At 74.2% G+C, this 24949-nt stretch carries 26 protein-coding genes and 1 pseudogene; 16 read left to right on the forward strand and 11 right to left on the reverse strand.

Annotated elements, in window-relative coordinates; translation table 11 throughout:
• Positions 1 to 12: 12 nt before the first annotated feature.
• Positions 13 to 531 carry a gamma carbonic anhydrase family protein gene (locus VKZ81_RS15595; protein WP_324242281.1) on the reverse strand — a complete coding sequence of 173 codons (519 nt, stop codon included), beginning with the start codon at positions 529 to 531 and terminating at the stop codon, positions 13 to 15.
• Between the two features lie 69 nt (positions 532 to 600).
• On the opposite strand from VKZ81_RS15595, the gene VKZ81_RS15600 reads away from it, so the two are divergent.
• Positions 601 to 1206, forward strand: coding sequence for a TetR/AcrR family transcriptional regulator (locus VKZ81_RS15600; RefSeq protein WP_324242282.1), 606 nt, complete (start codon positions 601 to 603; stop codon positions 1204 to 1206).
• Between the two features lie 125 nt (positions 1207 to 1331).
• Positions 1332 to 1565 (forward strand): annotated as a pseudogene (locus tag VKZ81_RS35150) (GNAT family N-acetyltransferase); the annotation flags it as partial.
• A gap of 227 nt (positions 1566 to 1792) precedes the next feature.
• Here VKZ81_RS35150 and VKZ81_RS15610 read toward each other — a convergent pair.
• The 3 genes from VKZ81_RS15610 to pdhA are packed head-to-tail and all read right to left on the reverse strand — an operon-like array spanning position 1793 to position 5045.
• Positions 1793 to 3007: a dihydrolipoamide acetyltransferase family protein gene (locus VKZ81_RS15610; RefSeq protein ID WP_324242326.1), complete on the reverse strand. Its 1215-nt coding sequence runs from the start codon at positions 3005 to 3007 to the stop codon at positions 1793 to 1795.
• Between the two features lie 5 nt (positions 3008 to 3012).
• On the reverse strand, positions 3013 to 3993 hold the full coding sequence (locus VKZ81_RS15615) for an alpha-ketoacid dehydrogenase subunit beta (protein ID WP_324242284.1): 981 nt from the start codon (positions 3991 to 3993) through the stop codon (positions 3013 to 3015).
• A complete protein-coding gene (gene pdhA / locus VKZ81_RS15620) occupies positions 3990 to 5045 on the reverse strand; it encodes a pyruvate dehydrogenase (acetyl-transferring) E1 component subunit alpha (protein WP_324242285.1) in 1056 nt (351 codons plus the stop codon). The genes VKZ81_RS15615 and pdhA overlap by 4 nt, the downstream gene beginning before the upstream one ends.
• A gap of 146 nt (positions 5046 to 5191) precedes the next feature.
• Between pdhA and VKZ81_RS15625 the strand changes: the two genes are divergently transcribed.
• The 7 genes from VKZ81_RS15625 to VKZ81_RS15655 all read left to right on the forward strand — a co-directional run bounded on the left by VKZ81_RS15625 (position 5192) and on the right by VKZ81_RS15655 (position 11561).
• A complete protein-coding gene (locus tag VKZ81_RS15625; RefSeq protein ID WP_324242286.1) occupies positions 5192 to 5653 on the forward strand; it encodes an Lrp/AsnC family transcriptional regulator in 462 nt (153 codons plus the stop codon).
• A gap of 330 nt (positions 5654 to 5983) precedes the next feature.
• Positions 5984 to 6862, forward strand: coding sequence for an NAD(P)-dependent oxidoreductase (locus VKZ81_RS15630; protein WP_324242287.1), 879 nt, complete (start codon positions 5984 to 5986; stop codon positions 6860 to 6862).
• A 63-nt stretch (positions 6863 to 6925) separates the two neighbouring features.
• Positions 6926 to 7741 carry an ion transporter gene (locus VKZ81_RS15635; protein WP_324242288.1) on the forward strand — a complete coding sequence of 272 codons (816 nt, stop codon included), beginning with the start codon at positions 6926 to 6928 and terminating at the stop codon, positions 7739 to 7741.
• Positions 7742 to 7749: 8 nt separating this feature from the next.
• Positions 7750 to 8229: a cupin domain-containing protein gene (locus tag VKZ81_RS15640; protein WP_324242289.1), complete on the forward strand. Its 480-nt coding sequence runs from the start codon at positions 7750 to 7752 to the stop codon at positions 8227 to 8229.
• 60 nt (positions 8230 to 8289) lie between these two features.
• Complete coding sequence (locus tag VKZ81_RS15645; protein WP_324242290.1) at positions 8290 to 8976, forward strand: ABC transporter ATP-binding protein; 687 nt, start codon at positions 8290 to 8292, stop codon at positions 8974 to 8976.
• Between the two features lie 168 nt (positions 8977 to 9144).
• Positions 9145 to 10299 (forward strand): aminotransferase class V-fold PLP-dependent enzyme, encoded by a 1155-nt coding sequence (locus tag VKZ81_RS15650; protein ID WP_324242291.1) that lies wholly within the window; start codon positions 9145 to 9147, stop codon positions 10297 to 10299.
• 68 nt (positions 10300 to 10367) lie between these two features.
• A complete protein-coding gene (locus VKZ81_RS15655) occupies positions 10368 to 11561 on the forward strand; it encodes an MFS transporter (protein ID WP_324242292.1) in 1194 nt (397 codons plus the stop codon).
• On the opposite strand, the gene VKZ81_RS15660 is transcribed toward VKZ81_RS15655, so the two are convergent.
• Positions 11546 to 12331 (reverse strand): hypothetical protein, encoded by a 786-nt coding sequence (locus VKZ81_RS15660; protein WP_324242293.1) that lies wholly within the window; start codon positions 12329 to 12331, stop codon positions 11546 to 11548. The two genes, VKZ81_RS15655 and VKZ81_RS15660, sit on opposite strands and share 16 nt — an antisense overlap.
• A 122-nt stretch (positions 12332 to 12453) precedes the next feature.
• Here VKZ81_RS15660 and VKZ81_RS15665 point away from each other — a divergent pair, with 122 nt between their 5' ends.
• The 4 genes from VKZ81_RS15665 (at position 12454) to VKZ81_RS15680 (ending at position 17838) form a co-directional block, all read left to right on the forward strand.
• Positions 12454 to 12774, forward strand: coding sequence for a helix-turn-helix domain-containing protein (locus VKZ81_RS15665; RefSeq protein WP_324242294.1), 321 nt, complete (start codon positions 12454 to 12456; stop codon positions 12772 to 12774).
• A 92-nt stretch (positions 12775 to 12866) separates the two neighbouring features.
• Positions 12867 to 13607: a hypothetical protein gene (locus VKZ81_RS15670; protein ID WP_324242295.1), complete on the forward strand. Its 741-nt coding sequence runs from the start codon at positions 12867 to 12869 to the stop codon at positions 13605 to 13607.
• Between the two features lie 4 nt (positions 13608 to 13611).
• On the forward strand, positions 13612 to 16839 hold the full coding sequence (locus tag VKZ81_RS15675; RefSeq protein WP_324242296.1) for a bifunctional cytochrome P450/NADPH--P450 reductase: 3228 nt from the start codon (positions 13612 to 13614) through the stop codon (positions 16837 to 16839).
• Between the two features lie 72 nt (positions 16840 to 16911).
• Positions 16912 to 17838 carry an AEC family transporter gene (locus VKZ81_RS15680; RefSeq protein WP_324242297.1) on the forward strand — a complete coding sequence of 309 codons (927 nt, stop codon included), beginning with the start codon at positions 16912 to 16914 and terminating at the stop codon, positions 17836 to 17838.
• An 11-nt stretch (positions 17839 to 17849) separates the two neighbouring features.
• Here VKZ81_RS15680 and VKZ81_RS15685 read toward each other — a convergent pair whose 3' ends face one another.
• Both VKZ81_RS15685 and VKZ81_RS15690 read right to left on the reverse strand, forming a co-directional pair.
• Positions 17850 to 18371, reverse strand: coding sequence for a pyridoxamine 5'-phosphate oxidase family protein (locus VKZ81_RS15685; RefSeq protein WP_324242298.1), 522 nt, complete (start codon positions 18369 to 18371; stop codon positions 17850 to 17852).
• A gap of 48 nt (positions 18372 to 18419) precedes the next feature.
• Positions 18420 to 19202, reverse strand: a complete 783-nt coding sequence (locus VKZ81_RS15690) for a polysaccharide lyase family 7 protein (RefSeq protein ID WP_324242299.1) — start codon at positions 19200 to 19202, stop codon at positions 18420 to 18422.
• A gap of 26 nt (positions 19203 to 19228) precedes the next feature.
• Here VKZ81_RS15690 and VKZ81_RS15695 point away from each other — a divergent pair, with 26 nt between their 5' ends.
• Positions 19229 to 20059, forward strand: a complete 831-nt coding sequence (locus VKZ81_RS15695) for an SDR family oxidoreductase (protein ID WP_324242300.1) — start codon at positions 19229 to 19231, stop codon at positions 20057 to 20059.
• A 33-nt stretch (positions 20060 to 20092) separates the two neighbouring features.
• Positions 20093 to 20731 carry a cytidylate kinase-like family protein gene (locus VKZ81_RS15700; RefSeq protein ID WP_324242301.1) on the forward strand — a complete coding sequence of 213 codons (639 nt, stop codon included), beginning with the start codon at positions 20093 to 20095 and terminating at the stop codon, positions 20729 to 20731.
• Positions 20732 to 20747: 16 nt separating this feature from the next.
• On the opposite strand, the gene VKZ81_RS15705 is transcribed toward VKZ81_RS15700, so the two are convergent.
• A complete protein-coding gene (locus VKZ81_RS15705; protein ID WP_324242302.1) occupies positions 20748 to 21908 on the reverse strand; it encodes an ABC transporter substrate-binding protein in 1161 nt (386 codons plus the stop codon).
• Between the two features lie 112 nt (positions 21909 to 22020).
• Positions 22021 to 22914: a DMT family transporter gene (locus VKZ81_RS15710; RefSeq protein ID WP_324242303.1), complete on the reverse strand. Its 894-nt coding sequence runs from the start codon at positions 22912 to 22914 to the stop codon at positions 22021 to 22023.
• Between the two features lie 215 nt (positions 22915 to 23129).
• Between VKZ81_RS15710 and VKZ81_RS15715 the strand changes: the two genes are divergently transcribed.
• Positions 23130 to 23426: a hypothetical protein gene (locus tag VKZ81_RS15715; protein WP_324242304.1), complete on the forward strand. Its 297-nt coding sequence runs from the start codon at positions 23130 to 23132 to the stop codon at positions 23424 to 23426.
• A gap of 18 nt (positions 23427 to 23444) precedes the next feature.
• On the opposite strand, the gene VKZ81_RS15720 is transcribed toward VKZ81_RS15715, so the two are convergent.
• A complete protein-coding gene (locus VKZ81_RS15720; RefSeq protein ID WP_324242305.1) occupies positions 23445 to 24086 on the reverse strand; it encodes a nucleoside/nucleotide kinase family protein in 642 nt (213 codons plus the stop codon).
• The gene (locus VKZ81_RS15725) at positions 24083 to 24949 is read right to left on the reverse strand and encodes a sugar phosphate isomerase/epimerase family protein (RefSeq protein ID WP_324242306.1); all 867 of its coding nucleotides are present in this window, start codon (positions 24947 to 24949) and stop codon (positions 24083 to 24085) included. The genes VKZ81_RS15720 and VKZ81_RS15725 overlap by 4 nt, the downstream gene beginning before the upstream one ends.

The raw sequence follows: 24949 nt of genomic DNA on the forward strand, positions 1-24949 counted from the left end.
AGGCTGAGGCGCTCAGGTCGCGGTGGCGGCCCGGTGGGTCTCGGTGAGCTCCCGGTAGATCGCCGCGTTCGCGCGGTTCTGTTCGACCTCGGCGTCGGACAGCTCGCGGCGGACCTTGCCCGGCACGCCGGCGACCAGGGATCGCGGCGGGATCACCGCGCCCGCCGGGACCAGCGCGTTCGCCGCCACCAGCGACCCCGCGCCGATGACGGCGCCGTTCAGCACGGTGGCGTTCATGCCGATCAGGCAGCCGTCCTCCACCGTGCAGCCGTGCAGCACCGCGCAATGGCCGACGCTCACGTCCTCGCCGAGCCGGGCCGGGAAGCCCGGGTCGGCGTGCAGCACGGCGCCGTCCTGGATGTTGCTGCCCGCCCCGACCGTCACCGACTCCAGGTCGGCGCGCAGGACGGCGCTGTAGAAGATGCCGACCCGCGCCCCGACGGTGACGTCGCCGACGACGGTCGCGGAGTCGGCCACCCACGCGGACGGGTCGACCCGGGGCGTGCGGTTGCCGAGGGAGATCACGCGCATCCCCGAATGATCCACCAACGCCCGGCGCCGTGTGAGGATGAACATCTGTTCATTCAAAAATGGGGTGCCGTGCCGAGGAGCAGCGCGCAGTACGAGGCCATGCGCACCGCGACCGTGGAGAAGGTGCACGCCGCGGCCATCACCCTCTTCGCCCGCCGCGGGTTCGCCGCCACGACCATGCGCGACATCGCCCGCGAGGCGGGCATCAGCACCGGCCTGATCTACCGCCACTACGCGTCGAAGGACGACCTGTTCTCCGCGCTGGCGGACCAGGCCACCGCCGGTCTGCGCCGGGTCGCCGAGCGGTTCGCGGGCGAGGGATCGCCCGCGGAGCTCCTCGGCGCGTTCGCGCACGAGTTCCTCGACGGCATCGACCGCGTGCGCGGGTACGCCGGGTTCGTCCTGATCATGAACCAGGCGCTCGTGTCGCGGCTCGCGTCGGCGCCGGTGGAGGCGCTCGTCGAGCAGCACCTCGCGCTGGTCGACGCCACCGTCGCGCTGATCCGGCGCGGGCAGCGGGCGGGCGAGTTCCGCGCGGGCCCGGCCGCGGAGCTCGCGACGTGCTGGTTCGCCGCGGTGAGCGGGCTTGCGACGATGAGGGCCGCCCTCGGCGACCGGTTCGTCGCGCCCCACCCCGCGACGCTCACCGGGATCCTCACGAGGAGCACGAAGTGATCGAGATCATCCCCGCGCGGGAGAGCGACCGGCGCCGGATCACCGAGGTGTTCGTCGACGCCTTCGGGCCCGACTTCGCCTACTTCTCCCGCGACCCCCGCACGCTGGCCGACGCCTTCGAGCACATGCTGGTGCCCGACGTGTCCCACCTCGCCCTGCTCGACGGCGAGCCGGCCGGCATCGCCGCCTGCACCGACGGCACGCGGCCGAGCGCGGTGCCGCAGGCGCGGCACCTGCGGCGCCACCTCGGGCTGGTGAAGGGCACCATCGCCGCGGTCGGGCTGGGGCGGGAGTTCTCGCGCGGCGTGCCCGGCGCCACCGACGGGACGGCGTCGATCGAGTTCGTCGGCACCGCCTCCCGGTTCCGCGGCCGGGGCGTGGCCACCGCGCTCATCGAGCACTTCCTCGATCTCGCAGTACTCCGAGTACCTCCTGGAGTCCGTCGCCGACGTCAACACCGCCGCGCTTTCCCTCTACCGCAAGCTCGGGTTCGTCGAGTACCGGCGGGTGCCCGCCGAGCACACCCGGCGGACCGGGATCAACGCCTACGTCTCGCTCAAGCTCACCCAGGGCTGAGGGACGGTTCCTACACGTCGGCGAGCGCACGCAGCGGCGCTTCCACCGCGTCGGCCACGAAGCGCAGGAAACCGCCCGCGGTGCCGCCGTCGCACACGCGGTGGTCGAACACCAACGACAGCTGCGCGATCCGCCGCGGCACGACCTCGCCGTCGACGACCCACGGGCGCGGGTGGATCCGGCCGATGCCCAGGATCGCCGCCTCCGGGTGGTTGATGATCGCCGCGCTGCCGTCCACGCCGTACCCGCCGTAGTTGTTCAGCGTGAACGAGCCGGAGGACAGCTCGGTCGCGGTCGCCGTGCCCTCGCGGGCGGCGGCGGTGAGCCGGCGGATCTCGGCGTCCAGCGCCCGGATGCTCAGCCGGTCGGCGCCGCGGACCGCCGGGACGAGGAGCCCGCGGTCGGTCTGGGCCGCGATCCCGAGGTTGACCCCGTCGAGGTGGACCACCTCCTCCCGCTCGACGTCCACCCGGGAGTTCAGCGCCGGGAACTCGCGGAGCCCGGCCACGACGAACCGCGCGAGCAGGGCCAGCAGCGACGGCTTCCAGTCGTCGCGGCGCATGTCCTCGCGCAGCGCGAGCAGCGCGGTGGCGTCGACGTCGACCCAGGTGGTGGCCTCGGGGATCTCCGCCCGGCTGCGGGTGAGGGTGCGGGCGATCTGGCCGCGCACGCCGGTGAGCGGCACCCGGGTGCGCACGGGCAGGCCGGTGCGGCCGTCGACGGCCGGTGCGTCCTGCGTCCGCCGGGTCTCCGGCGCCCGGCGGGCGGCGATCGCCCGCTCGACGTCGGCGCGGGTGATGAGCCCGTCGCGCCCGGTGCCGACGAGGGTGGCCGGGTCGATGCCCGCCCGGCGGGCCATCTGCCGCACGATCGGGGACACGATCTTGGGGCGCTCGGCGGCGGCCTGCGCCGGCCTGCGCGGCCGCCGCCTGCGGGGCGGTTCGCTGGTGCCGTAGCCGACGAGCACGTTGCCCGAGCCGGTGCGCTCCTCCTCCTGCTGCTCCACCGTGATCAGCGGTGCCCCGACCTTGATCGTCTGCCCCTCCGCGCCGTGCAGCTCCGCGACGATCCCGGCGTAGGGGGAGGGCACCTCGAGCGTCGCCTTCGCGGTCTCGACCTCCGCCACCGGGGCGTCGACGGCGACCTGGTCGCCGGGCTGCACCAGCCACTTCACCAGCTCGGCCTCGGTGAGCCCCTCCCCGAGGTCGGGGAGGGTGAAGACCATGCCGCTCACGCGTCCTCCCACTGCAGGTCGTCGACGGCGTCGAGGACCCGGTCCACCCCGGGCAGGTGGTGCTGCTCCAGCCGCGGCGGGGGATAGGGCACGTCGAACCCGGTGACCCGGCGGACCGGCGCCTCCAGGTGGTGGAAGCAGCGCTCGGACACCCGCGCCGCGATCTCGGACGCGACGGAGGCGAAGCCCGGCGCCTCGGCGACGACCACCGCGCGGCCGGTCCGCCGCACCGACGCGGTGACGGTCTCGTCGTCGAACGGGACGATCGAGCGGAGGTCGACGACGGCGAGGTCGCGGCCCTCGGCGGCGGCCTGCTCGGCGGCCGCGAGCGCCACCGGCACCGACGGGCCGTACGCGATCAGCGTGGCGTCGGCGCCGTCCCGGCGGACCACCGCCTCCCCGATCGGCGGCACGGGCCCGGGTTCGAGCTCCTCGCGCGTGAAGTACTGGCGCTTCGGCTCGAGGAACACCACCGGGTCGGGGTGCTCGATCGCGGCCCGCAGCAGCCCGTACGCGTCGGTGTTGGTGGCCGGGGTGACGACGAGCAGGCCCGCCGTGTGCGCGTAGTAGGCCTCCGAGCTGTCGCTGTGGTGCTCGACGCCGCCGATCCCGCCGCCGTACGGGATGCGGATGACCATCGGCAGCCGCACCCGGCCGCGCGTCCGGTTCCCGATCTTGGCGACGTGGCTCGCGATCTGCTCGAAGGCCGGGTAGGCGAACGCGTCGAACTGCAGCTCGACGACCGGCCGCATCCCGTTCATCGCCATGCCGACGGCCATGCCCACGATGCCCGACTCGGCGAGCGGCGTGTCGAAGCAGCGCCCCTCGCCGAACGTCTCGGTCAGCCCGTCGGTGACCCGGAAGACGCCGCCCAGCGGGCCGACGTCCTCGCCGAAGACCACCACCGAGTCGTCGGCGGCCATCGCATCGTGCAGCGCCCGGTTGAGCGCCTGGATCATCGTCGGCTTCTCGCTCATGACCCGACCCCGCTCAGCTCGGCCGCGAGCTGCGCCGCCTGTTCGCGCAGCTGCGGCGTCGGCGTGGAGTAGACGTGGGCGAACAGCTCCGCGGGGTCGGGGGCGCTGTCGCGGCCCATCCGCTCGCGCAGCCGGGCGGCCATCTCCTCGGCGGCCGCGGTGATCTCGGCCTCCCGCTCCGGCGTGAGCACACCGGTGGTGGTGAGGTGCGCGCGCAGCCGCAGCAGCGGGTCGCGCGGGCGCCACTGCTCGACCTCCGCCTCGTCGCGGTAGCGGCTGGGGTCGTCGGCGTTGGTGTGCGCCTGGATCCGGTAGGTGTCGGCCTCCACCAGCGTGGGCCCCTCGCCGCGGCGGGCCCGGGCGACGGCCTCGGTGAGCACCACGGTGAGCGCCGCGAGGTCGTTGCCGTCCACCCGCACCGCGGGCACGCCGTAGCCGGTGCCCTTCGCCGCGAGCGACTCCGCCGCCGTCTGCCGCGTGAGCGGCACCGAGATGGCGTACTTGTTGTTCTGCACGAGGAACACCACGGGGGAGGCGAAGACCGCGGCGAAGTTGAGGGCCTCGTGGAAATCGCCCTCGCTCGTCGCGCCGTCGCCGCAGAGTGCCATCACCACCGTGTCCTCGCCCTTGAGCCGGGCCGCGTGCCCCACCCCGACGGCGTGCGGCAGCTGCGTGGCGAGCGGCGTGGCCTGCGGGGCGACTCGGGTGGCGATCGGGTCGTAGCCGCAGTGCCAGTCGCCGCGCAGCAGCACGAGCACCTCGGCCGGGTCCACGCCGCGGGCCGCGATCGCCGCCGCGTCGCGGTAGGTGGGGAAGAGCCAGTCGGTCTCGGCCAGCACCGCGGCCGCGGCCACCTGGCACGCCTCCTGCCCGTGCGACGACGGGTACACCGCGAGCCGGCCCTGCCGGACGAGCGCGCTCGCCTGGTCGTTCAGCCTGCGGGCGAGCACGAGCCGCCGGTACCCGTCGAGGAGGACCTCCGGGGCGGGTAGCGGCGGGTCGTCGGTGACGACCGCGCCCGTTTCGTCGATCAGCCGCACCAGCTGGGCCATCGCCCGCACCTCCTCGTGAACATTTGGATCGGAGTGTCCGGCGGATCGACTACAGATCACCAGTTGAGAGGAGGATATCGAGACGAGTTGCCGCTAGGGTGGGCTTCTCCGAGCCGATCGTTCAGGATCGGCCCTCCTGGAGGGGGATGGCGAGACAGGTGGCCGTTCAGCTCGACGACATCGACCGGCGCATCATCGACGCGCTGCGCCGCGACGGCAGGCTGTCGGTGCGCGCTCTCGCCGAGCAGGTCCGCATCTCCCGCGCGAACGCCTACACCCGCCTCGAGCGGCTGACCTCCTCCGGCGCGATCACCGGTTTCACCGCCACCGTCGACCCGGCCGCGATCGGCCTCGGCACCTCCGCGTACGTGACCCTCACCGTGCGGCAGAACTCGTGGCGCGAGCTCAAGGCGCGCCTGCAGGCCATCCCGGAGGTGCACCACATGGCGCTGGTGGGCGGCGAGTTCGACGTGATCCTGCTGGTCCGCGCCGCCGACAACGCCGCACTGCGCGACGTCGTGCTCAACCAGCTGCAGGCCATCCCCGAGGTCATCGCCACCCGCACGTCGCTGGTCTTCGAGGACGTCGAGAACATCGCGCCCCGCTGAGGGGGGCTTCGGGGCCCGCCGGTTCCGCGGAACCGGCGAGGAGAACCGCCTCGTGGTGGCGCCGCGACACATCCGGGCAGGCGCGCGGGCCTGCCCGGCGAAAGCCTGCCCGAAACGGGGCCGCAGGGGCTTGCCGGGCAAGGGACGCCTGACGCCCTCGACCTGTGAGAAGCCGCCTCGCACGATCGCGGCGCCGCCAGGAGGCCGCCCTGAACCCAGGCACGCGGAGAAGCCGCGAGCAGGTTCCGCGCAACCTGGGAGTGAGGCAGCTTCAGGCCACCGTGCGCCGACCACCAGCGGACCGTGCGCGCCCGCCCCCAGCCTGGCCGCATGACCACTCACAAGAACCCGGTGACGTTGATCGGCCTCGGCCCGATGGGCCAGGCGATGGTGCGCGAGTTCCTCGCCGCCGGCCACCCGACGACGGTGTGGAACCGCACCCCCGGCCGCGCGGACGCGCTCGTCGCGGCGGGGGCCGTGCGGGCGGAGACGCCCGCGGAGGCGGTGGCGGCGAGCGAACTGGTGATCCTCTCCCTCACCGACTACCAGGCGATGTACGACATCCTCGGCCGGGCGGAGGAGGCGCTCACCGGCCGGGTCGTCGCCAACCTGAGCTCCGACAGCCCGCAGCGGACCCGCGAGGCCGCGGAGTGGCTGGCCGAGCGCGGTGCTCAGCTGCTCGCGGGCGGGGTGATGGTGCCCGCGCCGATGGTGGGGGAGGAGGGCGCGTACGTCTTCTACAGCGGGCCACGCGCGGTGTTCGAGGCGCACGAGTCCACGCTCGCGGTGATCGGGCGGCCGGACTACCGGGGTGAGGACCCCGCGCTGGCCCAGCTCTACTACCAGGCCCTGCTCGCGGTGTTCCTCACCGTGCTGGCCGGTGAGCTGCAAGGGACCGCGCTGGTCGGGTCGGCCGGTGTGACGGCGAAGGAGTTCGCGCCCTACATGCGGGAGACCATCGACCTGGCCGCGCAGTTCGTCGACGAGACCGCCCAGCACGTCGACGACCGCTCGTACCCGGGCGACCTCAGCACGGCCACGATGATGGGGGCGACGGCCGACCACATCGTCGCCGCCAGCACGGCCGCGGGCCTGGACACGGTGCTGCCGGAGGCGGTGAAGTCGCTCTACGACCGCGCCATCGCCGCCGGGCACGGCAAGGACAACTGGACGAGCCTGTACGAGGTGGTCGCGAGGCGCGTGGGGTGACCCGCGCGGGGCCGGCTCGGGCGGGTGGGCGACCCGGCCGGGCCGGCTCCTACAGTCGGACGCGTGATCGAGAAAGGCGTGCGGGCGGCGCGCACGATCGTGGAGCACCCTGCGTTCCAGCCGACGGTGATGGCCGTCATCATCGCCAACGCGGTGACGCTCGGGCTGGAGACGTCCTCGGCGGTCATGGAGTCCGTCGGCGGGCTGCTCCACGCCGTCGACCGCATCACGTTGGCGATCTTCGTGATCGACATCGTGCTCCGGCTCGTGGCCTACGGGCGGCGGTTCTGGACCGACCCCTGGAACATCTTCGACTTCCTGATCGTCGCGGTGGCGCTCGTCCCGGCGTCCGGGCCGTTCTCGGTGCTGCGCGCGCTGCGCGTGCTGCGGGCGCTGCGGCTGATCTCCGTGGTGCCGAGCATGCGGCGGGTGGTCGGCGGGCTGCTGGCCGCGATACCCGGCATGGTGTCGATCGCCGCGCTCCTCACCCTGATCCTCTACGTGGCGGGCGTGCTGGGGACGAACCTGTTCGGGACGGTCGCGCCGGAGTGGTTCGGCGACCTCGGCACCACCCTCTTCACGCTCTTCCAGACCATGACGGGCGAGGGCTGGCCGGACGTGGCGAGGGAGGTCATGGCCGAGGTCCCGCTGGCCTGGATCTTCTTCGTCATCTACATCCTGATCAGCTCCTTCATGGTGCTGAACCTGTTCATCGCGGTCGTGGTGAGCGCGATGGAGAGCCAGGTCATGGCCGAGGTCAGGGCGCAGGAGGAGGAGCACGCGGCCGAGGAGCAGATCGCGAACCGGATGATCCTCGAGGAGATCAAACGGCTGCGCGCGGAGCTGGCCGAGCTCCGGGGGCAGCGGGCGGAGCCGTAGGGGGGCCGATGCGCGCGGACGAGCCGGTGCCGTACACGCTCATGGCGGGCGAGGGGGCGCCCGCCCGGGCCCCGGAGGGCGGGGCGATGTCGGTCAAGGCGGCCGCCGCCGACACCGCGGGTCTGTTCGGCCTGCTGGAGGGCGTCGACCAGGCGGGCTTCTCGACGATCGTGCACCGCCACGACGTCGCCGAGGCCTGGTACGTGCTGGACGGCGAGTACCGCTACTACGTCGACGGCCGCTGGTTCGACGTGGGGCCGGGCGGGTTCGTGTTCGTCCCCGCCGGGGTGGCGCACGGCCTGCGCTGCGTCTCGGCGGGGCGCAAGCTCACGCTGCTCGTCCCCGGCGGCCCGGAGGGCTTCTTCACCGACGTGCACGCGGTCACGGAGAGCGGCGGGCTCACGCCGGACGCGCTGCGCGACATCGGCGGCCGCTACGGCCTCGAGGCGCTGGGCCCGCTGCCCGCGGACCGACCCGACGCCGTTTGACGGGCCGGCCGGCGGGGCGGACCATGCTGGTCACGCACTTTCTCGACGAGGAGAAAGTCCATGATCGAGCTCGAGTCCGTCTCGAAGGTCTACCGCTCCGGTCCCGTCGAGCTGCGCGCGCTCGACCGCGTGGACCTCTCCATCGCGGAGGGCGAGTTCGTCGCGATCATGGGCGCGTCCGGGTCGGGCAAGACGACGCTCATGAACATCCTCGGCTGCATGGACCTGCCGACGTCCGGGGTCTACCGGCTCGACGGGACGGACGTCACGGCGCTCGGCGAGAACCAGCTCGCGCGGATCCGCAGCTCGCGGATCGGGTTCGTGTTCCAGTCGTTCAACCTGGTCCCGCGCACCGACGCGCTGTCCAACGTGGAGCTGCCGTTGGTCTACGCGGGCGCCCACCAGCGCAGGCGCCGCGCCCGCGCCGCCCTGGAACGGGTCGGGCTCGCCGACCGGGCCCACCACCTGCCCAACCAGCTGTCGGGTGGCGAGCAGCAGCGCGTGGCGATCGCGCGCGCCCTCGTCACCGACCCGCGGGTGATCCTCGCCGACGAGCCGACCGGCAACCTCGACTCGGTCGCGACGGCCGAGGTGATGGACCTGTTCTGCGAGCTCAACCACGAGGGCCACACCATCGTGCTGATCACCCACGAGCGCAGCGTCGCCGCGCTGGCGCGGCGGGTGGTGAGGCTGCAGGACGGCCGGATCGTGAGCGACGAGCCCGCCAGCGGCGCGCTCGTCGGTTGACGCGCGGAGCGCGGGCTCCTGCTGCTCGACCGGTGGCCGGGTGGCGAGCGGTTCACGCCCCCCTGCGAGGGCGGGCGATCAGCACTGCGGGACCATCCTGACCATGAACAACCAGTCGCCGGGTCCGCGGGTACGACCGGCGACGGGCCGAGTCACCAGGGCGGCGGGATGACCACGATCGAGAACCGGTACCAGAACGAGATCTACACCGAGCTGGGCGTGCGCCCGGTGGTGAACGCCGCAGCCACCCTGACGAGGCTCGGCGGCTCCCTGGTGGCGCCGCCGGTGCTGCCGGCGATGGCCGCGGCCGCCCGCAACTTCGTCGACGTCGTCGAGCTCGGGCGCGCGGTCGGGCGGCGGCTGGCGGAGAAGACCCGCAACGAGGCGGCGTACGTCTCGAACGGCGCGGCCGCGCTGATCACGCTCGGGGTGATCGCCTGCATCGCCAGGTCGAAGGGCGGGCCCTTCGTGCTCCAGGACCTGCCCTACCTCGACAAGACCGGCGAGAAGACCGTGATCATGTTCCGCAGCCAGCGCAACCCGTACGACTACGCGGTGCGCCAGGTCGGCGTGCGGATCGTCGAGGTGGGGCCGGAGCCCGCCGAGCTGGAGGCGGCGATCGACAAGCGCACGGTGTGCGTGCTCTGGTTCGCGGGCGCCCACTTCGCGGCCGGAGCGCTGCCGATCGAGCAGGTGGTGGAGATCGCCCACAGGTCCGGGGTTCCGGTGCTGGTCGACGCGGCCGCCCAGATCCCGCCGGTGTCGTCGCTGTGGCACTTCACCACCGAGGTCGGCGCCGACGGGGCGATCTTCAGCGGGGGCAAGGGCCTGCGCGGCCCGCAGTCGACGGGCCTCATGGTCGGCAAGGAGTGGCTGATCGCGGCGGCCCGGGCGAACGGGGCTCCGTTCCACTCGCTCGGCCGCGGGATGAAGGTCGGCAAGGAGGAGATGCTCGGGCTGCTGGCCGCGGTCGAGTGGACCCTGGAGCAGAACGAGCCGGAGCTGATCGCCTCCTACGAGGCCACGGTCGAGAAGTGGATCGTCGGGCTGAGCGGGCTCGACGGGGTGACGGTCAGCCGCGGCTTCCCGAGCGAGGCGGGCCAGCCGCACGGGCGGGCGATCGTGGAGATCGGGCCGGAGTCGGGATGGAGCCGCGACGAGCTGATCGGGGCGCTGTGGCGCAACGACCCCGCGATCGCGGTCGCCCCCGACGGCCCCCGCGCCATCGCGCTGAACCCGCAGACCCTGGAGCCCGGTGAGGACGACCTGGTGCTCGCCGAGCTGCAGCGCCTGCTGCGGACCAGGAGCGGGAAGGCCGGGTAGCCGGGGCCCGTCCCGGTAACGGCAACGATCGTTGGTGGTGCCCCGCGGGCGGATGAAGCCTGTGGCGCATGAACGTCCGATCCGACGCGCGGGCGGTGGCCCGCGGACGGCTGCCCGTGGCGGTCCACCTGCTCGCGTTCAGCCTGTTCGCGATGGGGAGCGCGGAGTTCCTCGTCGCGGGCGTCCTGCCGGCGATCGCCGCCGACCTGCGCATCCCGCTCTCCGCCGCCGGGGCGATGATCTCGGCCTTCGCGGTCGGGGTGGTCGTCGGCGGGCCGGTGCTGGCCGTCGCGACCCTGCGCCGGCCGCGCCGGACCACGCTCGTGGCTGCGCAGGCCCTGTTCGCCGCGTCGGTGGCGGCCGGCCTGCTCGTCGACCACTACGGCGTCATCCTGGTCACCCGGTTCGTCGCCGGCCTCGCCTACGCCGGCTTCTGGGCCGCCGCCGCGGTCACCGCCGTCGGGCTCGTCACCCCCGAACGCGCGGCGCGCGCGTCCGGCGTGGTCGTGAGCGGCCTGAGCCTCGCCATGATCGCCGGTGGGCCGGCGAGCGCGCTGCTCAGCCACTTCACGGGGTGGCGCGGCGGGTTCTGGGCGGTGGTCGCGCTCACCGCGGTCGGAGCGGTGGCAACCCTCGCCGCGGTGCCCGAGACCAGGGCGGGCGCCGCGCCGGCGGTGCGGCGGGAGCTGCGTGCGGTGGCGCGCCCCCAGCTCTGGCTCGTCTACGCCGCGACGCTCACCAGCACCGCCGCCTACATGATCACCTACAACTACCTGGCGGCCTTCCTGACCGGAAGCACCGGCACCGCCGAGGTCTGGGTCCCCCCGATCCTCACGCTGTTCGGCGTCGGCGCGTTCGTCGGGCTGTCGGTCGGGGGCCGGGTCGCCGACCGGCGTCCGTTCCACGCGCTGCTGGCCGGCGCGGCCGGGATCGCGCTCACCTCGGCGGGCCTCGCGGTGTTCGCCGGGCAGGCCGTTGTCGTGGTCGCGCTCGTCGCGGTCCTCGGGATGGCGGGCTTCGTGTTGAACCCCGCCATCTACGGGCGGGTGTTCACGATCGCGTCCGCCGCCCCGACCCTCGCGGGCGCCACCGCGGTGTCGGCGTTCCAGCTCGGCATCAGCCTCGTCCCGCTGTTCGCAGCGCCCGCGCTCGCCGGCGGCGCCGGCGTCGGCGCCGTCCCGTGGATCGGCGCCGCGCTGGCGCTGGCCAGCGTCCCGGCCGTGCTCGCCGACCGGGCCCTGTCGGCTCAGAAGACCTCGTAGCCCGGCGTGAGGACGCAGGCCGGGTCGTGCTGCCGCTTGGCCGCGCCGAGCCCGGCGAACGCCGGCCCGAAGTGCTCCCGCCAGTCCGCGCGCGACATCGGCAGCGCGCTCGGCGGGTAGAGCGTGCCGCCCGCGGCGCGGACCCGCTCGTAGGCGGCGCGGTTGTCGGTGACGAGCCGGTCGGCGCCCTCGGCGGTGGCCGGGATGCGGACGAGGTCGACCGCGAAGCACAGCTCGCCGTCGGGCAGCCGCAGCAGCGGAGCCGTGATCGCCCCCCGGTCGACGGCGGACACCGTGACCTGGCCGAACGGCCCCGGGTCGGACGGCACCAGCCGGTCCGGCTCGGCGGCGACGACGTCCTCGCCCCGCCCGTCGCCGACGAACGTGGAGAGCCACGGGTGCGGGAGCCGCCACTGCCCGTTCCCGCGCAGCGCCCGTTCGAGCTGGGCGAGCCGGTCGAGGTGGTCGAGCTGGGGCATCGGGACGACCTGCGCCCGTTCCCGCTCGTCGGGACAGGCCGGCGAGCACGTCGTCCACCGGGTCGCCGTCGGCGACGGCGACCAGCCGGAACGCCCACCCGCCCCCGGGGTCGGCGAGCACGGCCCCTGCACGGCGGCGAACCGGCCGTCACGGGCGAGGAGGCGCTGGTCGGCGAGCATCGTGGCGAGATCGGAGTAGCCGAGCAGGTGGCGGTGCACGTGGTCGGCGGCCGGGGCGAGGGCGAGTGTCGCCCGCGTGACGACGGCGACCTGCCCCAGGCCGGCGCGCACCGCGTCGAACAGCTCGGGGTGCTCGTACCGCGAGCAGGTGAGGATCTCGCCCCGGCCGGTGACCGCCTCCAGGACGAGGGCGGCTCGACGCGGGCCCGCGCCCGGCGCCCGAGGTCGCTCGGGTGCTGCAGCGGCTGGCCGCGACGGGCGGCACGGCGCGGATCGGTGAGCTCGCCCGCGAGGTCGGGTGGAGCCACAAGCACCTGATCACGAGGTTCACCCAGCAGGTCGGGCTGGCCCCGAAGGCGGTGGCCCGGCTGGTGCGCTTCGACCGCGTCCTGCGCGCGCTCGGGCGGCCGGGTGCCCCGGGGTGGGAGCGGATCGCGGCGGAGGCGGGGTATGCCGACCAACCCCACCTGGTGCGGGAGTTCCGCGCGTTCACCGGGCTCACGCCGACGGCGTTCCGCGCGCCGTCGGGCAGTTGCTCCGCGGCACGCGGCTGACCGGCGGATACCCGCGCGGCCACGTGGCCTGATTGCCTTGACCGGCCCTCTGACCAGCGCTACACCCGACGGACGACCTGTCGGGAGGCGACATGGGCGAGATCCCGCGGCGCCCGGATCCCGGCGCGGACGCGGTCGCGGAGGCGCGCTGGCGCCAGGCCCGCGCCCTCGGTCGGATGAGCGCCGCGTCGGGGATCGTGTTCGCCGCCCTGTTCGTGGTCGCGATGCTGCTCCTGCGGCAGGCGCCGAGGCTCGGTGACCCCGACGAGGCGTACGCGCGGTTCTACGCGGGTGGCGGCGAGGCGCTCGCGACGCTCGGGATCCACGTGGTGCCGTTCGTCGGGCTCGCCCTGCTGTGGCACCTCTCCGCGACGAGGGCGATGCTGCGCGCGGTGCCGCGGCGGTACTCGCCGGTGCAGACCTGGCTGCAGATGGCCTCGGGCCTGCTGTTCCTCTGCATGATGTTCGTCGGCTCGGCCGCCGTCGCCGCGGTGGCCCTGCTCAGCGTGTTCGATGTGACCCCGCTGCCGGCGCCGGACGTGGCGCGGGCGCTGGCAGCCGTCGGCTACGGGCTGATGTTCATCTTCGGCGTCCGCGTGGCCGGCATGTACATGATCACGACCACCGGCATGGCCGGCGCGGCGGGCCTCCTGCCGCGCTGGCTGGCCGTCGTCGGCTACCTGGCGGCGGCGTTCCTGCTGGTCACCACGACGTACCACCCGGTGGTGCTGCTGGTGTTCCCGGCGTGGGTGGTGGTCGTGAGCATCGCCCTGCTCCTTCGCGCAGGGGCGGCGCACAGTGCCATCTCGAGCGCCAACACGGACGGGAACTGACCCCATGACCACACCGATCGCCGTCGAGGACCTGCCCGGCCCGCCCGCCCGGCCCCTGATCGGCAACCTTCTCGACATCGACTCCGCCAGCCCGTTCCTCGCCCTGATGGAGCTGGCCGAACAGTACGGGCCGATCGTCCGGCTGATCGCCCCGTCCGGCCCGCGCGTGATCATCAGCGGGCCGGAGCTGGTGGACGAGGTGTGCGACGACACCCGCTTCGACAAGAAGGTCGCCGCGGGCGTCAGGGCCGTGCGCGAGAGCGGCGGCGGGGCGGGGCTGTTCACCGCCGACACCGACGATCCGCTCTGGCACCGGGCCCACAACATCCTGCTCGCGCCGTTCAGCCTGCAGTCGATGCAGGACTACATGCCGATGATGCTCGACATCGCCGAGCAGCTGATGGCCAAGTGGGAGCGGCTGAACCCGGACGAGGACGTCGACGTCCCGGGCGACATGACCCGGCTGACGCTCGACACGATCGCGCTCTGCGGGTTCGGCTACCGGTTCAACTCCTTCTACCGCGACACCCCGCACCCGTTCGTCTCGGCGATGGTGCGCACGCTCGAGGAGTCGCAGCGCCGGGCCGCCGAGCTGCCGATCCAGACCCGGCTGAGGATCCGCGCGCAGCGGCAGCTGGCGGAGGACCAGGCGTTCATGGCCGACCTGGTCGACAAGCTGATCGCGGAGCGCCGCGCGCAGGGCGAGTCGGCCGAGACCCGCGACCTGCTCGGCCGGATGCTCTCCGGCGTCGACCCGGCGACGGGGGAGCGCCTGCCGGACGACAACATCCGCGCCCAGTGCATCACCTTCCTGGTGGCGGGCCACGAGACGACCAGCGGGCTGCTGTCGTTCGCGCTCTACCACCTGCTCCACCACCCCGAGGTCGTCGAGCGGGCGCGGGCCGAGGTCGACGAGGTCCTCGGCGGCACGCTGCGGCCGACGTTCGAGCAGGTGCACCGGCTGCGCTACGTGTCGCAGATCCTCAACGAGACCCTGCGGCTGTGGCCGACCGCCCCCGCGTTCACCCGCGCGCCGCGGGAGGACACGGTGATCGGCGGGCGCTACGCGATCCCGGCCGGCACGCCGATCACGACGATCATCCCGGTGCTGCACCGGGCGCGGAGCGTGTGGGGCGACGACGCCGAGGAGTTCAACCCCGACCACGTGGCACCGGAGCGGCTCGCGGCGCTGGGCCCCAACGTGTTCAAGCCGTTCGGCACCGGACAGCGGGCGTGCATCGGCCGCCAGTTCGCCCTGCAGGAGGCCGTCCTGGTGCTGGGCATGCTGCTGCAGCGGTTCGAGTTCGCCGACCCCCACCACTACCAGCTGAAGATCAAGACCACGCTGACGATCAAGCCGGACGACTTCCACATCCAGGTGCGGCCCCGGTCGGATCGCCCGATCGACCACCCCGCGGAGGCGCCGACCGGCCGGCGGGTCACCGCACCCGCCGCCACCGAGGCCCCCGCGGTGCTCGCCGTCGACCGGCACGACACCCCGCTGTACGTGCTGTACGGCTCCAACCTCGGCACGGCCGAGGGCATCGCCACGAAGCTCGGCCGGGAGGGCACCGAGCGCGGCTTCGCGGTGACCGTCGGCGCCCTGGACGACCACGTCTCCGGGCTGCCCACCGACGGCGCGACGATCGTGGTCTGCGCCTCGTACAACGGGCTGCCCCCCGAGAACGCCGCGCGCTTCTGCGCCTGGCTGCAGGACCCGGCGCGGGAGCCGGACGCCTGCGCGGGCGTGCGCTACACGGTCTTCGGCTGCGGCAACAGCGAGTGGGCCACCACCTACCAGGCGGTGCCGACCGCGGTGGACGGCCGGCTGGAGGCGCTCGGCGCGCAGCGGGTGCACCCGCGGGGCGAGGGCGACGCCCGCTCCGACTTCGACGCCGCCTACCGGGGCTGGCACGGCGGGCTGTGGGCCGACCTGGCGCGGGCGTTCTCGCTGCCCGACGCCGTAGCGGCCCCGGTGTCGGCCGGGCCGCGGCTCACCGTCTCGCTGGTCAACCGGCAGCTCACCAACCCGGTGATCATGTCCTACCGGGCGCAGCCGTCCGTGGTGCGGGCCAACCGCGAGCTCGCCGGGCTCACCGCGCCCCGGTCCACCCGGCACATCGACGTCGCCCTGCCGGAGGGCACGACCTACCGCACCGGCGACCACCTCGGCGTGCTGCCGCGCAACAGCATCGACCTCATCCAGCGCGTGATGCGCCGGTTCACCCTCGACGCCGGGATGTACGTGACGATCATCCCGAACAGCGGCTCGCACACCCACCTGCCGATCGAGGAGCCCGCCCCGCTGCTCGGCGTGCTCGGCAGCTGCGTCGAGCTGCAGGACGTTGCGTCCCGCTCGGACATCGAGACGATGGCGCGCCACACCGAGGACCCGGCCCAGCGCGCCGAGCTGCTCGCCCTCGTCGGCGACGACGAGGAGAGCACTCGCAGGTACCGGGAGCAGGTGTTCCACCCGTACCGCTCGCAGCTCGACCTGCTGGAGCAGTACCCGTCCTGCGCACTGCCGTTCGAGGCCTTCCTCGACATGCTGCCGCCGCTGCGGCCCCGGTACTACTCGATCTCGTCCTCGCCGCTGGTGGACGACCGGGTCTGCAGCATCACCACCGGCGTGCTGCGCGCGCCTGCGCGCGGGGGCGGCGGCGAGTTCCGCGGCATCTGCTCGAACCACCTCGCCTCGCTCGCGCCGAACAGCACGGTGTTCACGTTCGTCCGGGAGCCCACGATCCCGTTCCGGCCACCGGAACCGGCCGTCCCGATGATCATGGTGGGGGCGGGCACGGGGCTCGCGCCGTTCCGGGGGTTCCTCCAGGACCGCGCCGCCACGGCCGAGCAGGGCACCGCGGTGGCGCCCTCGATGCTGTTCTTCGGCTGCCGCGACCCGCAGCACGACCAGCTCTACGCCGACGAGCTGCGCGAGCTGGCCAAGCTCGCGGGGACGACGGTGCGCACCGTGTTCTCCACCCGCCCCGAGGACGGGCGCAAGTACGTGCAGCACGAGATGCTGCACCGCCACGACGAGGTCTGGGACCTCGTCGAGCGCGGCGCCGCGATCTTCGTGTGCGGCAACGCCAACACCATGGCGCCGGGCGTGCGGGCCGCGCTCGCGGACATCTACCGGCAGCACACGGGCGCCACGTCCGCGCAGGCCCAGGACTGGCTCGTCGACATGCGCGCCCGGGACCGGTTCCTGGAGGACATCTGGGGAGGCTGATCCACCGGCGCCCGGGCCGCGGCGTCGTTTGACCCCCGTCACAGCCCTACCCTGGTCAGACGTGACTGTGGTGTGAACGGCGTCCTGGACGCCTTCATCGTGATCGGGGTCGTGGTCGCGGTCGGCTACGTGGTCGGCCGGACCGGGGTGCTGGGGCCCGCGGCGACCCAGGTGCTCTCGCGGGCGGCGTTCTTCGTCGCCTCGCCCGCGTTGCTGTTCAGCACGCTCGCCCGCACGGACGTGACGGCGGTGTTCTCCGCCGGCCTCGTCGTCACGGCGGTGACGAGCGTGCTGGCGTGCCTGCTGTACCTCCCCGTCGGGCTGCTGCTGCGCAGGCCGGCGGGCGAGACGGTGGTGGGCGCGATGGCGAGCGGATACGTCAACGCGGGCAACCTCGGGCTGCCCGTCGCCACCTACGCGCTGGGCAACGTCACCGAGGTCGTCCCGGTGCTGGTGTTCCAGCTGGCGGTGCTCACCCCGTTCTTCACCACGGTGCTCGGGGTGCTCTCGGAGCGGGTCGACGGCGCCCGCACGCCGCGCTGGCGGCTGGTGACCGCGCCGCTGCGCAACCCGATCGCCCTGGCCACCGCCGCGGGCCTCGCGGCGTCGGCCACCGGGGTGCTCCCGCCGGAGCCGGTGCTCGCCCCGATCGAGCTGATCTCCGACCTCGCGGTGCCCGGCATGCTGCTCGCGTTCGGGATCTCGCTGTGCGGGGCGAAGCGGCCGGGCGCGGGGGAGACCGCGCCGCTGCTGGCGACGGTGCTGCTGCTCAAGTGCGTCGTGCACCCGGTGCTGGCGCTGCTGGTCGGCCTCCTGCTCGGGCTCGAGGGCCACGCGCTGCTCGCCGTGGTCGTCTGCGCCGCGCTGCCGACGGCGCAGAACGTGTTCGCCTACGCCGTGCGGTTCGAGCAGGGCGTCGTGCTCGGGCGGGACGCCGCCCTGAGCACGACGCTCGCCAGCGTGCCGGTGCTGTTCGGCATCGTCGCGGTGCTCACCTGAGCCGGCGCCGGTCAGAAGATCCACTTCGTCGCGCCGTGCGGCTCGACGAAGGCCACGCCCACCGCCGTGCGGATCGTGAACCGGTGCAGGTGCCACGGCGGCGGCCCGGCGCTCGGCGCGCAGAACGGGGCGGTGAACCCGCCCTCCCCGTCGGGCTCGGCGGGCCAGCCCCCGGCCGCGTAGACCGCGGCGACCCGCTCGAGCACCGCGGCGTCGGTGACGCGGTGCGCCTCGCCCTCCAGCACCAGGTCGATGCCCGGCAGCCGCACGGAGATCGAGCAGGCCGGGTTGGCGGCCAGGTCGCGCGACTTGCGCGTGCCCGGCCCGCTCACGAAGTAGATCCCGCCGTCGTGCCAGGCCGGGCCGATGCCGGCGGCGTGCGGGCGGCCGTCCGGCCCCGCGGTGCCGAGGAAGACGGGTGTCTCCACCTTGGTGAAGGCCTCGGGCATGAGGTCGCGGGGCCGGCGCCACGGCAGCGGCCCGTGGCCGTAGCTGTCGAGGTTGGTGACGGCGGTGGGCTCCTGTGCGGTCATGGAGTCCTGACCCGGGCCGCGCCCGGAACTCATCGCCGGGCCCTGTGATCAGTTCTGGGCGATCGAGGAGAAGGTGACCCGCCCGCCGTCGTCGGCGCCGGTCGCGGACTCGGCCTGCTGGTAGTCGCCGACCTGGAACCGCACCGGCTCCCCGCGGAACGCGTCGGGCACCTCGGCGGTGGCCTCCCGGGTGGTGCCGCCGTGGCTCGCGGTGAACGTCATGGAGCCGTCGCCGTTGTCGGTGAGCGCGACGTCGAAGCGCTCGCCGAGCGGCACCCCGGACAGCAGCGGGAACGTCTGCTTCGCATCGCCCTTCTGCTCCTTCTTGACCTCGACCTCGAGCGAGCCGGCGGTGTAGCGGAGCATCACGTACGGCACCGACTTGATCTCGCCCGCGCCGTGGATCTGCCCGAGGATGATCTCCTCGGAGTCCGACGGCACCTGGGACACGGCGAGGGAGGCGGTGAGGCTGCGCCGCTCCTCGCCCGCGGAGAACTCCTCGAGGCTGATCAGCTCCGTGCGGGGGCTCTTGGCGTTCTTCGTGGTCGCCCCCGCCGCGGGCGCCCAGAACGTGAGGCTGCCGTCGGGGCCGGCGGTCAGCCACGGTTCGGTGACGGCGGCGGGCTCGACCTCCTCGGCGTCGCCGTCCTCGCCGGCCACGGGGAGCGTGAGCTTCCAGCTCCGCAGGTCGATCGCGGTCGCGGTGGCCTGCGGCGCGGGCCGCAGCACGGCCAGGACGAGCCACACCAGGCCACCGGCGAGGACGATCACACCCGCGCCGACGGCCAGTGCGCGGCGGTTCACCGTGCGGTGATCTGTTCGAATGGCCATCCGCGCGACGGTAGGTGGAGGGAACCATGAATGCGCTGAGAGACGGGCTGAAGGACACGGTCTGCCTGGTCACCGGGGCCGGCAGCGGGATCGGGGCGGCCACCGCCGTCGCGCTGGCCGCCGAGGGCGCGGTGACCGTGCTCGTGGGGCGGCGTCGCGAACCGTTGGAGGAGGTCGCGGCGACGATCGCGGCCGCGGGCGGCACCGCGCACGTCGAGCCCGCGTCGGTCGACGACCCGGCGCAGGTGGCCGCGCTCGTCGACGGGGTGCGTGAGCGCGTCGGACCGGTCGACGTGCTGGTCAACGTGGCCGGGGTGGCGTCGAAGGTGCGCAACGCCCAGTGGCTGTCCGACGAGGAGTGGGACCACGTCGTGCGGGTCAACCTGACCGGGGTGTTCGCGCTGACCAGGGCGGTGCTGCCGGACATGCTCGCGCGCGGCGCCGGCACCGTGATCACCGTGTCGTCGGTGGCGGCGATCCGACCCGGCCTGCTCAGCGGCCCGGCCTACGGCGCTGCGAAGGCGGGCGTCGTGAACTTCATGCAGTACCTCAACGCGACCTACCGCAACGAGGGTGTCCGGGCGACCGCGATCCTGCCCGGGGAGGTCGACACCCCGATCCTGGACAACCGCCCGAAGCGGCCGTCGGCGCAGGAGCGCGCGACGATGCTGCTGCCCGAGGACGTCGCGGCCGCCGTGCTCCTCGCCGCGTCCCTCCCGCAGCGCGCGGTCGTCGAGGAGCTGCTGATCAACCCGACCCACCAGCGCGACCTCTCCGAGGACCTCGAGGCCGGGCGGTGGGCCGGTTCGCCCGGGCGGGCTACGTCGTCGACTGCCGGGCGCCGCCCGGTGCTCTAGCCTTGTCCTCCCAGGTCTTCCGGGGAGGCCGGCATGCGCCACGTCGTCACGATCTCCGCGAGCTACGGCGCCGGTGGCGCGGTCGTGGGTCCCGCGGTCGCCGAGAAGCTCGGCGTGCCATTCCTGGACCGGGCGATCCCCGTCGCGGTGGCGAACGACCTCCAGGTCCCGATCGAGGACGCCCTCAGCCGGGACGAGCAGGTGCAGGGCTGGCTGACCCGGGTCCTGTCGGCCGCGGCGCCCGCGTCGGCGGACTGGATGATCGGCGTGACGCCGCCGCCCGGCGCGCTGCTGCCCGACGTGCAGTTCCAGGCGTGCACCGAGCGCGCCATCCGGGCGGGCATCCGCGAGCACGGCGGGGTGATCCTCGGGCGGGCGGCCGCGATCGTGCTGCGCGACCACCCCACCGCCCTGCACGTGCGCCTGGACGGTCCGCCCGAGCGCAGGGTCCGGCAGGCGATGGCCATGCTCGGGGTCGACGAGCGGGAGGCCCGGGAGGCGATGGAGCGCAACGACCGAGCCCGCACCGCCTACGTCAAGCACTTCTACCGCACCGATCCCGCGTCGCCGAAGCACTACCACCTGGTGCTCGACAGCACGCAGATCCCGCTGGAGGACTGCACCCAGATCATCGTCATGGCGGCCGAGGCCCGGGCCCGGGTCGGCGCCTGACCGGGGCCGCCCGGCGTCAGGCGACCGGCCGCCCCGGGTGCAGCCCGAGCCGGCCGGGGCTGGGCGGGCCCTGCGGCTCCCCGAAGTGGAGCGTGAACGTCTGCCGCCAGCGCTCGACCTCGGCGCGGTCGGCCAGGAACTGGTCGTACTGCTCGACGTGGGCGTTGGGGTACTCCCAGACCGGCCGGAGCCCGTCCGCGGGGGCGACGTCGGTGCGCACCGACCAGCCGGTGGTCGAGGCGCGCTGCACGTCGGGGGACAGCAGCCAGTTCAGCCAGAGCTTCGCCGCGGCCGGGTGCGCCGCGCCGGCGAGGATCGCCGCCCGCTGGCCCCACGCCAGGAACGGGGTCTCCTCGGTGGCGACCCACCGGGTCGACGCGCCCGGCGCCGCGATCGGCGAGCCCGCAACGCCGATCGCGATGGCCTTCTGCCGCGCGGCGACCGCGGCGGCCGCCGTGGCCGCGCCGCGGGAGAACCGGACGTCCTGCGCAGCGAGCCCCGCCACGAAGTCCCAGCCGTACTCGTGCACGTACTGCCGGTACAGGAACAGCACGGCGTCGTCGTCCTGCGGGTAGGCGGCCGCGATCCGGCCCCGCCAGCGCGGGTCGAGCAGGTCGGTGGGCGTCCGGGGCGCGGCGGCGCCGACGCTCGCCGCGTCGTACGAGAAGCTGTAGGCGTCGACCGAGATCGCGACCCACGTGCCGTCCGGGTCCTTGAAGCCGTCGTGCAGCGCGGAGAAGCCCGCCGGCTCGTACGGCAGCAGCAGGCCCTCCTCCTTCCAGCTGGGGAAGTCGTGCAGCGCGTTGAGCTGCACCACGTCCGGCACGAGCGAGCCGGTGCCGATCTGGTTGTCGATCCTGACGTCGTGGAAGCGGCTGTAATCGACGACCACCTCCGGCACCACGCCGGGGAAGCGGGCCCGGAACGCCCGCACGGTCGCGTCGTACTGGGTCGCGGTGTCCCCGCCCGCGTAGACGACGAGCCGGCCGCCCTCCGCGACGGCGTCGGCGTGGAGCTCGTCGAGCGTGCGCGTCTCCTCCGGCCCGGTCTGCGCGCCGCTCGACGGGCGTCGGTCGGGCGTGGGGCCGCTGCACGCGGACAGCGCCGCGGACAGGGCCGGGGACAGCGCGGCCGCTGCGCCCGCCCCCAGCAGCCTGCGCCTGCTGAACGTGGTCATCGCCGAATCCCTCCGCGAACCGACGGTGTCCGCGCGCGGACCGTACGTCCCGTCCCGGTGGCCGCGCCGGTGCCGAGGGCCGGACGGGCGCGGATTCAGCCGATCGAGGGCATCACGCGGCGAGCTCGTCGGCCTCCCCGACCGGCTCCCGCGGCGGTGCGTCCGTTCGGGCCGGGGCCGGTCGGGCCGACAGCAGCGCGACCCCGATCGACGTGGCGACGGCGCCCACGACCCCGATCGCCAGGGTGAGCGGCGTGGTGCCGAACGGCTCCCCGAGCACGAACACGCCCACCGACCCCGCGACGAACGGGTCGAGGAGGGTCAGCACCGCGAGCGGCGCCCCCAGCCCACCGTCGCGGTAGGCGTGCTGGGCGAGCACCACGCCGAGGCCGACCGCGACGCACCCGATCGCGATCCGCGCTACCCCCAACTGGCCCAGCCAGATCGTCTTCGCCGTGGCCGAGGTGAACCCGAAGCACGTCGCGGCGCCCACGGCGTAGGCGATCGCCGCCCCGCGCGGGTGGCGGCCGGCGCCCAGCAGCAGCGCGGCGGTCAGCGCGGCCGCGATCACCGCCCCCAGCACGGCCGCGACGGGCCAGAACCCGGGGGCGGCCCCGGTCGGCTGCCCGGCGGGCAGCCCCTCGTGGGGCACCGCGGCGAGCACCGCGGGCAACCCGCCGACGACGCAGGCGGCACCCGCCCACGACCGGGCCGGCACGGGTGTGCGGCTCAGCCACCACCCGATGAGCAGCGCGACGACCAGCGTGGACACCCCGAGCGGCTGCACGACGACCAGCGGTCCGGCGCCCACCGCGCCCAGGTGCAGCAGGGCGCCCGCGACCGTCGCCGCCATGGCGGCCCACCAGGGCCGGCGGCGGACCAACCGCACGACGAGCGTGACCCCGCCGGCCCGCTGCCGGGACGCCTCCCGCTGCTGCAGCACGGCCGAGAGCGCGTAGCAGACCGCCGAGGCCAGCGCGAGCGCGACGGCGAGCTGCAGGTACATGCGCCCACAGTACGGGCCGCTCGGCGGCGCGGCTCCGATCGGAGCACCGGATTGCGGAGTTCGTGCTAGCCGTCGGCGGCGTTCGGCGCCGGGGTAGGTTTCGCGCCGAATCGGTCTGGGGAGCGGCCGGGCGCACCACCGCCGACGGGAGAAGGGAGCACCACCATCCGAGCCCAGCGACGCAACTGCGCCACCCCGTCGTGATCCGCGACTTCGTGACCCAGCCGTACCCGCTGTTCGCGATCGTGGTCGTCGCGGGCCGCATGGAGCCCCACATCGGGCGGGTCGTCGGGTGGCAGCGCACCGGGGTGGGCGACGCCCTCGCCCCCGTCCTCACCCTGGGCGCGCGGACGTTCGTGCCCGGGGTGGCCGACCACGTCGCCTACGCGGACACGCGGGAGGAGGCCGAGCGGCGCGCGGCCGTGTTCGCCACGACCGTGCCGGCGGCCGACGACGACCTGCGCGACGACCTGCCCCGCCAGCGCCTGCCCGCGGCCGACCGCGAGGCGTGACCGCGCCGCGGGGCGGGCTCAGGCGGGCGTGAGCTTCTCCAGGACCTCGGCGGGGATCACCAGGTCGGCGCGGTCCCGGGTGGACTCGACGAGCCGCGCGTTCGGCTCGTCGACCGAGGCGACCCAGGCCTTCGCCTGGTCGGGCGCCTTGCCGAACCGGACGTGCCGGGCGACGAGCTGGTTGAGCCGCACCTCGGGGCGCGGGTCGCAGAACCACACCTCGTCGAGCTGCTCGGCCACCTCGGGCCAGCGGCCGGAGGGCACGAGCAGGTAGTTGCCCTCGGTGAGCACGAGCCGGGCGCTGCGCGGCACCGCGATCGCGCCGGCGAGCGGCTGCTCCAGGTCGCGTTCGAACGCGGGCGCGTAGATCACGTCCTCGGCGTCGGCGCGGATCCGCCGCAGCAGGGCGACGTAGCCGCCGACGTCGAACGTGTCGGGCGCGCCCTTCGCGTCCAGCCGCCCGATGGCGCGCAGCGCGACGTCGGCGAGGTGGAACCCGTCCATCGGCACGTGCGCCACCCGCTCCGGGTCGAGCTCGCGCAGCAGCGCCTCGACCAGCGTCGACTTGCCCGCACCGGGGCTGCCGGTGATCCCGAGGATCGCCCGGCCCGGGCCCTCGGCGAGCGCGGCGGCCCGGGCGACCAGGTCGGAGAACCTCACCGCGGCCGGGCGGCGGCCAGCTGGCCCGCGATGAACGAGCGGGCGTGTGCGGCCAGGTGAGCGCCGTCGGACCACAGGTTCCGCCACACGGCCAGGTCGCTCGACAGCCCCGGCGAGACCACGGCCGACGAGAACGACTCGAACGTGATCGGGCCGTCGTAGCCGACGTCGGCGAGGGCGTGGAAGAACGCGCCGAAGTCGAGGTGCCCCGAGCCGAGGTAGCCGCGGTGGTTCTCGCCGATGTGCACGTAGCCGAGCCGGTCGCCGACCTCGTACACCGGGCGGACGAGGTCGTCCTCCTCGATGTTCATGTGGTAGGTGTCGAGGTGGATCACCACGTTGTCGGCGCCGATGTCGTCGGCCAGCCGCAGCGCGTCGTGCGCGGTGTTGATCACGTGGGTCTCGTAGCGGTTGCAGATCTCCAGCCCGAGCGTCATGCCCAGCTTCGCCGCCTCCGCGGCCAGGTCGCGCAGGACCCGCACGACGTTGGCCCGCCCGGCGTCGGTCAGGGGAGCGGAGTACTTGCCGAGCGCGCTGTAGAGCGCCCCGGTGAGGATCGTGGCGCCGAGCTCGTGGGTGGTGGTCAGCGAGTCGGCGAGCAGCTGAGCCCCCCGGTCGACGACGGCGGGGTCGGTGCTCGAGATGTCGGCGTCGAACGCGAGCCCGCGCGAGCACGCGATCCCGAGGCCCGCCGCCTCCAGCTCCGCCCGCGCAGCGGCGGTGTCGAGCCGCTTCGCGTCGTGCAGCGACAGCTCCAGCAGGTCGTAGCCGGCCTCCTTGGTGCGGCGCACCGCCTCGCTGATCGCCTCGGGGGTGGTGTCGCCCACCCACACCAGAGCGTGCACACCGATCGGGTTGGTCAC

The sequence above is a fragment of the Pseudonocardia sp. genome (assembly GCF_035305885.1).
In the GTDB taxonomy this organism is placed as follows: Bacteria; Actinomycetota; Actinomycetes; order Mycobacteriales; family Pseudonocardiaceae; genus Pseudonocardia.

Coding starts and splice junctions, on each gene's coding strand:
- VKZ81_RS15595 (WP_324242281.1), bottom strand. CDS start 531: ATGCGCGTGATCTCCCTCGGCAACCGCACGCCCCGGGTCGACCCGTCC.
- VKZ81_RS15610 (WP_324242326.1), bottom strand. CDS start 3,007: ATGGTCTTCACCCTCCCCGACCTCGGGGAGGGGCTCACCGAGGCCGAG.
- VKZ81_RS15615 (WP_324242284.1), bottom strand. CDS start 3,993: ATGAGCGAGAAGCCGACGATGATCCAGGCGCTCAACCGGGCGCTGCAC.
- pdhA (WP_324242285.1), bottom strand. CDS start 5,045: ATGGCCCAGCTGGTGCGGCTGATCGACGAAACGGGCGCGGTCGTCACC.
- VKZ81_RS15625 (WP_324242286.1), top strand. CDS start 5,192: ATGGCGAGACAGGTGGCCGTTCAGCTCGACGACATCGACCGGCGCATC.
- VKZ81_RS15630 (WP_324242287.1), top strand. CDS start 5,984: ATGACCACTCACAAGAACCCGGTGACGTTGATCGGCCTCGGCCCGATG.
- VKZ81_RS15640 (WP_324242289.1), top strand. CDS start 7,750: ATGCGCGCGGACGAGCCGGTGCCGTACACGCTCATGGCGGGCGAGGGG.
- VKZ81_RS15645 (WP_324242290.1), top strand. CDS start 8,290: ATGATCGAGCTCGAGTCCGTCTCGAAGGTCTACCGCTCCGGTCCCGTC.
- VKZ81_RS15650 (WP_324242291.1), top strand. CDS start 9,145: ATGACCACGATCGAGAACCGGTACCAGAACGAGATCTACACCGAGCTG.
- VKZ81_RS15655 (WP_324242292.1), top strand. CDS start 10,368: ATGAACGTCCGATCCGACGCGCGGGCGGTGGCCCGCGGACGGCTGCCC.
- VKZ81_RS15670 (WP_324242295.1), top strand. CDS start 12,867: ATGGGCGAGATCCCGCGGCGCCCGGATCCCGGCGCGGACGCGGTCGCG.
- VKZ81_RS15675 (WP_324242296.1), top strand. CDS start 13,612: ATGACCACACCGATCGCCGTCGAGGACCTGCCCGGCCCGCCCGCCCGG.
- VKZ81_RS15685 (WP_324242298.1), bottom strand. CDS start 18,371: ATGACCGCACAGGAGCCCACCGCCGTCACCAACCTCGACAGCTACGGC.
- VKZ81_RS15690 (WP_324242299.1), bottom strand. CDS start 19,202: ATGGCCATTCGAACAGATCACCGCACGGTGAACCGCCGCGCACTGGCC.
- VKZ81_RS15695 (WP_324242300.1), top strand. CDS start 19,229: ATGAATGCGCTGAGAGACGGGCTGAAGGACACGGTCTGCCTGGTCACC.
- VKZ81_RS15700 (WP_324242301.1), top strand. CDS start 20,093: ATGCGCCACGTCGTCACGATCTCCGCGAGCTACGGCGCCGGTGGCGCG.
- VKZ81_RS15705 (WP_324242302.1), bottom strand. CDS start 21,908: ATGACCACGTTCAGCAGGCGCAGGCTGCTGGGGGCGGGCGCAGCGGCC.
- VKZ81_RS15710 (WP_324242303.1), bottom strand. CDS start 22,914: ATGTACCTGCAGCTCGCCGTCGCGCTCGCGCTGGCCTCGGCGGTCTGC.